The organism is Bradyrhizobium sp. GCM10028915 (assembly GCF_042666195.1).
GTDB classification, from domain to species: domain Bacteria; phylum Pseudomonadota; class Alphaproteobacteria; order Rhizobiales; family Xanthobacteraceae; genus Bradyrhizobium; species Bradyrhizobium canariense_D.
In genome coordinates, this window is record NZ_JBHTFN010000014.1 from 47,280 (window position 1) to 55,380 (window position 8,101).

The 8,101-nt window shown below is 58.5% G+C and carries 6 protein-coding genes and 1 pseudogene; 6 read left to right on the top strand and 1 reads right to left on the bottom strand.

What is annotated here, in order from left to right; all coding sequences use genetic code 11:
• Positions 1-27 precede the first annotated feature (27 nt).
• The 6 genes and pseudogenes from ACFQX9_RS11390 to ACFQX9_RS11415 all read left to right on the top strand — a co-directional run.
• The gene (locus ACFQX9_RS11390) at positions 28-1,008 is read left to right on the top strand and encodes an ABC transporter substrate-binding protein (RefSeq protein WP_377788510.1); all 981 of its coding nucleotides are present in this window, start codon (positions 28-30) and stop codon (positions 1,006-1,008) included.
• Between the two features lie 584 nt (positions 1,009-1,592).
• The gene (locus ACFQX9_RS11395; protein ID WP_377788513.1) at positions 1,593-2,441 is read left to right on the top strand and encodes an ABC transporter substrate-binding protein; all 849 of its coding nucleotides are present in this window, start codon (positions 1,593-1,595) and stop codon (positions 2,439-2,441) included.
• A gap of 196 nt (positions 2,442-2,637) precedes the next feature.
• Positions 2,638-2,964: a hypothetical protein gene (locus tag ACFQX9_RS11400; protein WP_377788516.1), complete on the top strand. Its 327-nt coding sequence runs from the start codon at positions 2,638-2,640 to the stop codon at positions 2,962-2,964.
• Positions 2,965-3,013: 49 nt separating this feature from the next.
• Positions 3,014-3,988 (top strand): ABC transporter substrate-binding protein, encoded by a 975-nt coding sequence (locus ACFQX9_RS11405; RefSeq protein ID WP_377788519.1) that lies wholly within the window; start codon positions 3,014-3,016, stop codon positions 3,986-3,988.
• A gap of 126 nt (positions 3,989-4,114) precedes the next feature.
• Positions 4,115-5,197, top strand: coding sequence for an ABC transporter substrate-binding protein (locus tag ACFQX9_RS11410; protein WP_377788522.1), 1,083 nt, complete (start codon positions 4,115-4,117; stop codon positions 5,195-5,197).
• A gap of 92 nt (positions 5,198-5,289) precedes the next feature.
• A pseudogene (locus ACFQX9_RS11415) lies at positions 5,290-5,653 on the top strand (ATP-binding protein); the annotation flags it as partial.
• A 323-nt stretch (positions 5,654-5,976) separates the two neighbouring features.
• On the opposite strand, the gene ACFQX9_RS11420 reads toward ACFQX9_RS11415, so the two are convergent.
• Positions 5,977-7,839: a hypothetical protein gene (locus tag ACFQX9_RS11420; protein ID WP_377788525.1), complete on the bottom strand. Its 1,863-nt coding sequence runs from the start codon at positions 7,837-7,839 to the stop codon at positions 5,977-5,979.
• Positions 7,840-8,101: the final 262 nt, after the last annotated feature.

The window sequence follows — 8,101 nt, forward strand, 5'->3', positions numbered from 1 at the left end:
CACCGGCAATCCCAACAGGATGATCACATGAAGCGGCGCGAGTTCGTCTCGTTACTCGGCAGCGCCGCTGTCGTTTGGCCGGTTGCGGCATGGGCGCAGAAGCCGATGATGCCAGTCATTGGATTCATCAATGGCACATCGCCGCAGGGATATGGCCACTTCGTCGCGGCATTTCGCCGTGGGCTTGCCGAAACCGGCTACGTTGAGGGGCAAAACGTCGAGATCGAGTACCGGTGGGCAGAAGGCCACTACGATCGGCTGCCGGCGTTGGCGGCTGATTTGGTTGGCCGGCGCGTCGCCGTTATCGTCGCGACAAGCACCCCTGCGAACCTCGTGGCAAAGCAGGCAACCGCGCAAATTCCCATCGTCTTTACGACCAGCAGCGATCCTGTTGAGTTAGGGCTTGTTGCCAGCCTGGACCGCCCCGGAGGCAACGTGACCGGCGCGGTCACGTTGAATGTCGAGGTGGTTTCGAAGCGGCTGGAGCTGCTTCATGAACTGCTCCCGAACGCAAGCGTTGTTGCCGCGCTGGTCAACCCGGTGAATCCCAACGCGAAAACTCAGTCCAGGGCGTTGGAAGCGGCGGCTCGTAGCATCGGGCTGCAACTCGATACGGTGAATGCAACAACTGAAAGCGAAATCGATGTAGCTCTTGCCGAACTCGGTGAACGAGGAAGAAGCGCTCTTCTCGTCGACACGGATGCGTTTCTATTCAGCCGGCGCGCCCAACTCGTTGATCTGGCAAAACGCTATGCAATTTCCACCATTTTCGACAGGCGTGAGTATGCCGAGGCCGGAGGGTTGGTGAGTTATGGTGGAAATGTTGAAGATGTCTATCGTCTGGCGGGCACTTACACGGGTCGGATACTGAAGGGCGACAAGCCGGCAGATTTGCCGGTAATACAATCCACGGCAGTTCAGCTGATCGTCAACCTTAAAACTGCAAATACCCTCGGCGTCACCGTGCCGATGTCACTGCTCGCGCGGGCCAATGAAGTCATCGAATAGACCGCTTCTGGAGGGGCAGGGCATGTCCGCTCAAGTCAGTTCCGGCTCCGACTTGCTCTGCTATTGCATCGCATTGTCAACTTCAATTCTCTTCTCAGGTATCCGGCGGTGCTCTCGATTTGGTGCGCCCCCGAAGCTCAGGACTAGCCAAGGCTCTTTTTGACTCCAAGCTGACCTTCTGCGACCCTTAATCAGTCCGAACTGCCGGATAGTCACTGCAGCCATTTTGGTGCTCGCCAGCATTACGTCGAAGGGAAGCCACTTCCATTATTAGCCTTGCGTGCAGCGAGGATGTCTGCAGCAGTAGGTCGGAAATCACGAACTCTCAGGGCGACGCGATTGAGCCGCAAGTGACATGCACAGCTTGGAACTTCAGCGCGAAATCACCTAGGAGCCGAGCGCTGACATTATGCAGCCAAACGATTGGGCGTATCTTGGAGTGACAAATGCGACGGCGAGAATTCATTGGGGGAGTTGCGGCTCTCTCGGCAACGTTGCCGGCTGCTGCGCGCGCGCAGCAAGTACCTTCGCAGCCCTTGATCGGATTCGTTAGCACGCGCTCTCCTGAAGAAGCTACGGTTCACATGGACGCCTTCCGCCGCGGGCTCGAAGAAATGGCCTACGTCGAAGGTCCTAGCGTCGCTGTCGAGTATCGCTGGGCCAAGGGCAATTATAGTCGGTTGGGGCTGCTTGTCGCCGATCTGCGGAGCCGACCGCTTTCGGTCATTGTTGCTACCGGCGATCCGGCCGCACTCGCAGCCAAGGCGGCGGGCTTCGCCGTGCCGCTTGTCTTCGTCGTCGGCCAGGATCCAGTGCGCGCTGGTCTGGTCGCAAGTATGAATCGGCCCGGCACGGCCACTGGTGTGAACTTCTTCACGGGCGATCTCGGCGCCAAACGGGTGGAGTTTCTCTGCACATTGGTCCCCTCAGCTCGTCTTGTGGGGCTTTTGCTCAACCCGGCCTTCGGAATGGAAGCGTTCGACGAGTTCCGACGGTCGGTAGTGAGCGCAGCTCAGTCGCTCGGCCGCGAGATAATCGTGCAGAGCGCGACAACGGATGCTGAGATCGAGGCGGGTTTCGCGGCACTGAATGAAGCCGGCGTCGGGGCGCTGATAGTTCAGAACGATCCATTCTTCGACTCCCGACGGATCAAGATCATTGCTCTCTCGTCTACTCACAAATTGCCCGGCATCTTCCACATTCGGGAGTTTCCGGCGGATGGCGGGCTAATGAGTTATGGTGCCAGCCTCGCCGACGCCTACCGCCAGGTCGGCGTATATGCGGGCAAGATCCTCCGCGGAGCGAAACCGGTCGATCTTCCAGTCCTGCGGCCGACGAAGTTCGAGCTGGTGATCAACATGCGAACTGCGAAAGCACTCAGCCTTACGGTACCACCATCCATTCTCATAGAGGCGGACGAACTGATTGAGTGAGTTCGGGAGGCGTTCGTAACTGCTGATGGCGCGAGGCGGCGGCGGCGATTGTCCGGAGGTCGAGGTCGACCGAAGGACGTCTGGCGTCTAGCCAGGGGAGGGAGCTTGTGGAGGCTAAGAGGTCATGACTGACCTTGCGCCCTTCCAGTGACGAATGTTTATCGCTACCATGGCCGGTGCTATGTCGGGGTGGCAAATGACGCGGCGCGAGCTCATCAAACTCCTCATCAGCGCGGTCGGGAGTTGGCCCATCGACGCCGACGCGCAGCAGACCTTTAAGATTGTCCAGATCGGCGTTCTGTCGGAGGGCCGCGGCGACAGAGCTGACGCCAGTCTTGCCACGCTCGACGCGTTCATCCCGGAGCTACGTGTGTTTGGATATGTCGAGGGACAGAACATTGCCTTCAAACGTAGATTTGCCGACGGTGACACGAACAAGCTGAGCACGCTCGCGCAGGAATTGATCGACGGTGGATACAAAGCCGAGGTCTGTCCCTCTGAACCGTTGGCCGAGGTTGTTTGATGGTGCCATCAACTTTGGTAAGTTAAGCTCTTGTGGTCAGGACGAGCCAATGGATCGACGCATTTTTTTGCTTTCGAGCCTCATAGTGGTGTTTGCGGAGCGGCAACCAGCACGGGCAGCGGGAAGAATATTCCGAATAGGATTCCTTACGGCTCAGCGCGAGCCGAGCCTCGCGCCGTTTGTCGACGTGTTTAGAAGCGGTCTCAAACAGCTTGGTTATGTTGAGAATGTGAATCTAGAAATCACCTATCGGTATGGCGACGATGATCTTACGCTCGTGCCGAGACTTGCCTTCGAGCTGGTTAGCACGCCCGTTGACCTCTTGGTCGTCCAAGGGTCCGCCGTGACTGTGGTGAATCAGCTCAAACTATCGACACCTGGCGTATACGTCTTCAGTGGAGACCCTGTGCTCGCTGGTTTTGCGACCAGCCTTTCGCACCCGGGCGGCAACATGACAGGCCTGACGTTTATGGCGGCCGAACTCAACGCCAAGCGACTGCAAATCTTGCGAGATGCGGTTCCACACTTGCAGCGCGTTGCGATCATCGGCAACCCCGAACATCCGGGCTCACACATCGAACGTGTGTACTCAGAGGACACGGCTAAGCAGCTGGGGATCGCAGCCGACTTCTTTGCCACGGCAACCCAGGATCAACTCGTTTCCGCACTCGCGGCTATGGACCGTAGCCCTCCTCAAGCGGTCTCGGTCCTGGCCGACGGATTTGCCATCCAAAATCGCAACAAGATAATTGAGTTCGCGATGCAACATGGGGTACCTGTCATATCAGGCTGGCCAATATTTGCCAGAAGCGGCGCGCTCTGCACATACGGTCCAAAGTTGTCCGACTCTTACCGTCGATTGGCGTCCTACGTAGACCGCATCCTGAAGGGGGCACGACCAGAGGAATTGCCAATCGAACGACCAACGACCTTTGAAACTGTCCTTAACTTGCGGACAGCAAAAGTGCTTGGACTGGACTTGCCGGCATCTCTCTTAGCGTCGGCGGATGAAGTCATTGAATGACGCCTAGTTGGCCCACCGACGACGCCCTTCGGCGGCTGCTGGCGAGCGTCAGGTTTAGAGCGGACAGCAGACCGCCCTCGATTGCGCTTTAAGCAGAGATTGACGCGAAGCGGGCATCGCCGGGGATTGTTTCTCAATGCGGCCGTGAAATCCTGCACGGCCGATATGCAGGCGTGCTACATTGAGGCGGTCATCATTCAGGTCATTGGTACCGCGATGGAACGACGCCAGCTGCTTTCAGCCTTTGGGGGTCTAGCAGTCTTGCCGCTCGCGTGGCCCATGGCTGCGCAGGCGCCGAAGCTTTACCGCGTCGGCGTCATAAGCGCAGGGAGCTTCGCGCCGGACACTTACCCCGGCAGGCTCACGGACCAACTAACTCACCACTTCGCGCAGAATGGCTTTACTCCTGGGGGCAACCTCGAGCTGGTCCAACGTGCCACTGAAGGGCATCTCGACCGCTTACCGGGGTTCGTGGCGGAGCTGGTTGCAGCGAAGGTCAACGTCATAATTGCCATCGGCTATCCTGTGGCTGCTGCAGTGAAGGAAGGTACCAGTACGGTTCCGGCCGTGATCTTTGCCCCTGGTGATCCCGTGCAAACGCATCTTGTCGCCAGTCTCAATCGACCGGGAGGAAACATAACGGGCATTTCCGATGTCGCAGCCGAGCTCGCGCCGAAGCGCCTCGAATTGTTGAAGAACGCGGCGCCTCGACTTCAACGCGTAGCATTGCTGTGGAATGCAGGTAACCCCGGAATGACCGCGCGCTATGAAGCATCTGCGGCTGCGGCAAAGCAGTTGAACATCACAGTGATGGCATTAGGCGTACGCGAGCCTGATGATTTCGAAGATGCGTTTGCAAGCATGGAACGCTCCATGCCAGATGGGTTATTGATGGTAGCGGACGCGCTCACCGCTCTCAATCGCAAACGCGTCTTTGACTTTGCGGCGAGGCATCGCTTGCCTGCCATCTATGAGGCGGATAGCTTCGTGCGGGACGGAGGCCTTATGTCCTATGGTCCGGACGAGGTAGAGACCGCTGAGCGGGGGGCGAGCTTGGTGGAGCGCGTCCTGAAAGGCGAGAGGCCCGCCAATCTGCCACTTGAACAGCCGACGCGCTTCCGTTTAGTCGTCAATCTCAAGACCGCGCAGTCCCTCGGGTTGACAATACCACCATCAATCCTGCTGCTTGCTGATGAGCTAATCCAGTAGCTCTGTGCGGTTTATCTCGGTGCATCTGCAGATGGCCCACTGCCGAATTGGCGGCACACCTTGATAGATGTTCGGTCCGCAAGGCAGCGCGGACCAGATTTGCTCGCGTTGAGTTTTTCGTAGTTGACCCGCTGCTCTGTTCATTCCGGATACCTGACGCGGCACATCTGTTCTTCCAACTGGTCAGCCGGCGCTACGAAACTGGCGCCATGCTGATCACCTCGAACCGCAGTGTTGCCGAATGGGGCACCGTGTTCGCTGATGGTCGCCACCGCGATCCTCGACCGGCTCTTGCACCACAGCCACGTGCTGACGATCCGCGGCGACAGCTACCGGCTCCGAGCCAAGCGCAAGAGCGGCCTCATCAAGACGCCGACCGCCGGTGACGGCCCTCCGGTCGGCTCCGCCTCCCTCCGGCCCGTGACCGGCGGAAACAACCTTCAACCGAGATCATAATCCCGATGGTGGGGGCAGTTCTTCATGACGCAAAGGGGGCAGTTCCGGATGGCGTTTGACATACTTGTGGTTCAGCGAAGTGGCACGAGGGAGGACGAGAATAAGAATTGGACCGCCTCCGCTAAACCCCCAAGGGTTGGAAGTCTACGGCCATCAAGTCCGATTCGAGACGAATACAGTTGTGGCGCTGCTCCAGCCGCGATGGATCAAATCAGAGTTGCTTGCTCGCTCCGTGGCCGGAATGCATTGGGTCGAACATTCGAGAACAGCTCCAAGCCGTGCGGCCGATCAATCCAGCGACTATCGGTGGCACGTCCGAACGATCAGTATGTCTTCAGCGCGATGAGCTCGCGTGCATCCGCTCGGTTCTTCGCCGCGAGCAAGATTTCTCGCATCGTTTTGACAATAGGAGGTTCGAGCGCCTCGATTTTTGCGGCGACTTGCGGGTCCAAAACGCCCTTACGACCATAGCGGCCGCGTACGTCGCTGGCGTGGCCCAGAATACGGTCGCGCGTTCGCTGCGCGATGGCTTCGTTGTCGAGCCAGTCCGCCATCAGGTGCCTGGTGCTGTAAAGCGTTAGGTCTGCCCGGCTCAGCTTGAGCACCTTCTTAACGTATTGCCAAGACTTGCTGAGAGGCTGTGACCAACGAATGGTCCCGTCTTTTCGGGTGTAGGCTTCCCATTCGGGAAAAAGGCGCTCCTCCTTCTTGTCGATGAGATCCTGCATGCGATCGAGCAGGCCAAGCTCAATAAGAATTGGGTGGATCGGAATTACGCGACCAGCGGCGTTGGTTTTCAAATTCCGCAAGTCCTTCAGGGCAACGCGTCCCGATCGCGCATCGAATGGCCTTAGATCGAAATAGTAGAATTCTCCATCGGTGCGGATATCGGCGCATTTGAGCTGGCCGACTTCGCCGGGCCGCATGCCGGTCAATATGCAGATCAGAAATCCCCAATAAATGTGAGACTGAACAAAATAATCGCCAGCCTGCCAGACGTGGATCCGATTTTTGCATCCGGTGAAGAGAGGTTGCTGCAAGAGCTGCAGGAGTTCCGTGTCGTCGAATGCGTCGCGGGGGAGCGGGGCGAGATTTTCGGGGTCAATACATTCGAATTTCGGGCGCGGGCCGTCGAAAAGCTTCAGCTCAATAGCGAAATCGACGAATTTATAGAGGCCACCCCAGTAGCGGCTTTTTATGGTCGTGGTGGTGACCCGCTCGAGCTCTTTCCAGCCGTTCGTCTCGGCATACTTAAATCGCTGGAACAGCGTTTTGGAGAATTCTCGCGGAATATTGTCGCGGTTTGGAATGTCCGGGAGAGCTTCGTCGAGTTGTCTCCATTTCTCTTTGGTGAGTTCGCTCATGCGAGGGTCGTCCAGGAAGTCGATCGCGAACTGCACGACTGCCTCCGCTTCGCCACGTCCTTTCGTGGTGTGCTGGCGCTTGCGCCCCGCCGGCCGGAGAAACTCCTGCAGCAGGACCGACATACGGTCCGGGGCACCCGCAGTCGAGCCACCGGATTTGGTCGAGGCATTTTCGTCGATTTCTGTCGGAACGATGGTCGGCGCCGCCGGAGGGGCTAGGACGCAGGGGGCAAGTTCGGCCATGCGCCGGCCTACGGCGTCTTGGACGAGACGATCGATCATGGCGATCGGGTCAAATGTCTCCGGGCTGTGCCGAGACGACGGCTCCCAGCCTTCCTTGAATGCCTCGCGAGCTTCATTCCGGCCCGCCTCGTAAGAGCGCCGAACCGTCATACGGGTCATGGCGCTTTCGGCCGCCTTGTTCTGATCGACAAAGTCGACCCACAGGCTCGGGACCTCCGGGAAACGCCCTTGGTAGGCATATCCCCGCTCTTGTGCCCGGGTAAAATACCGACGGACCTCGTTTTCGAAGGCGCAGCGCTCCGCCAGCGACCGCTCATCGGCGGGGGAGCCGCGCCCGACATAGGCTCGGAGACGTGCGTCGAGCACGCTTCCCATCACCTCTAGGTCGGGAGCTTCGATCAGCTCCAATACCCATCCGAGATTGTCCACCAGGCGCCTCCGGGCCTCTGCAAAATCCGCCGTTCGAAGGCTGACACGGAGGAGGGGGCGCTGGAAGAGCTCGGCGGCCCGTTTCCCCAGCCGGATTTGCAGGAAATAGCGGCCACCGGCACGCCGGGCGAGATAGGAAGGACGGGCCACGAAATGAGCCTTTCCGGGGATAGCGCAGGTGTTACATCCCGGCGGGATGTAACACCCTGATTTCCGCTACTCCGATCCAGGCAAGCCATTGAAAATCAGGGGAATTATCGTCTTTTTGAATGTGGTACCGAGTCCCTCTCCCGCTACCAAAAAATCAGGTGTCCGGCCCGAAGACATGGGTAACGGAACGTACCTAAGACATGGGTGACAGCCTCGTGCCGAACGGGTTGTCGAGAGGTTGCAGGGTTTTCTGCTCCAGGTC

Excerpts from the sequence above, each read along its gene's own strand:
- ACFQX9_RS11390 (WP_377788510.1), top strand. The coding sequence starts at position 28 with ATGAAGCGGCGCGAGTTCGTCTCGTTACTCGGCAGCGCCGCTGTCGTT.
- ACFQX9_RS11405 (WP_377788519.1), top strand. The coding sequence starts at position 3,014 with ATGGATCGACGCATTTTTTTGCTTTCGAGCCTCATAGTGGTGTTTGCG.
- ACFQX9_RS11400 (WP_377788516.1), top strand. The coding sequence starts at position 2,638 with ATGACGCGGCGCGAGCTCATCAAACTCCTCATCAGCGCGGTCGGGAGT.
- ACFQX9_RS11395 (WP_377788513.1), top strand. The coding sequence starts at position 1,593 with ATGGACGCCTTCCGCCGCGGGCTCGAAGAAATGGCCTACGTCGAAGGT.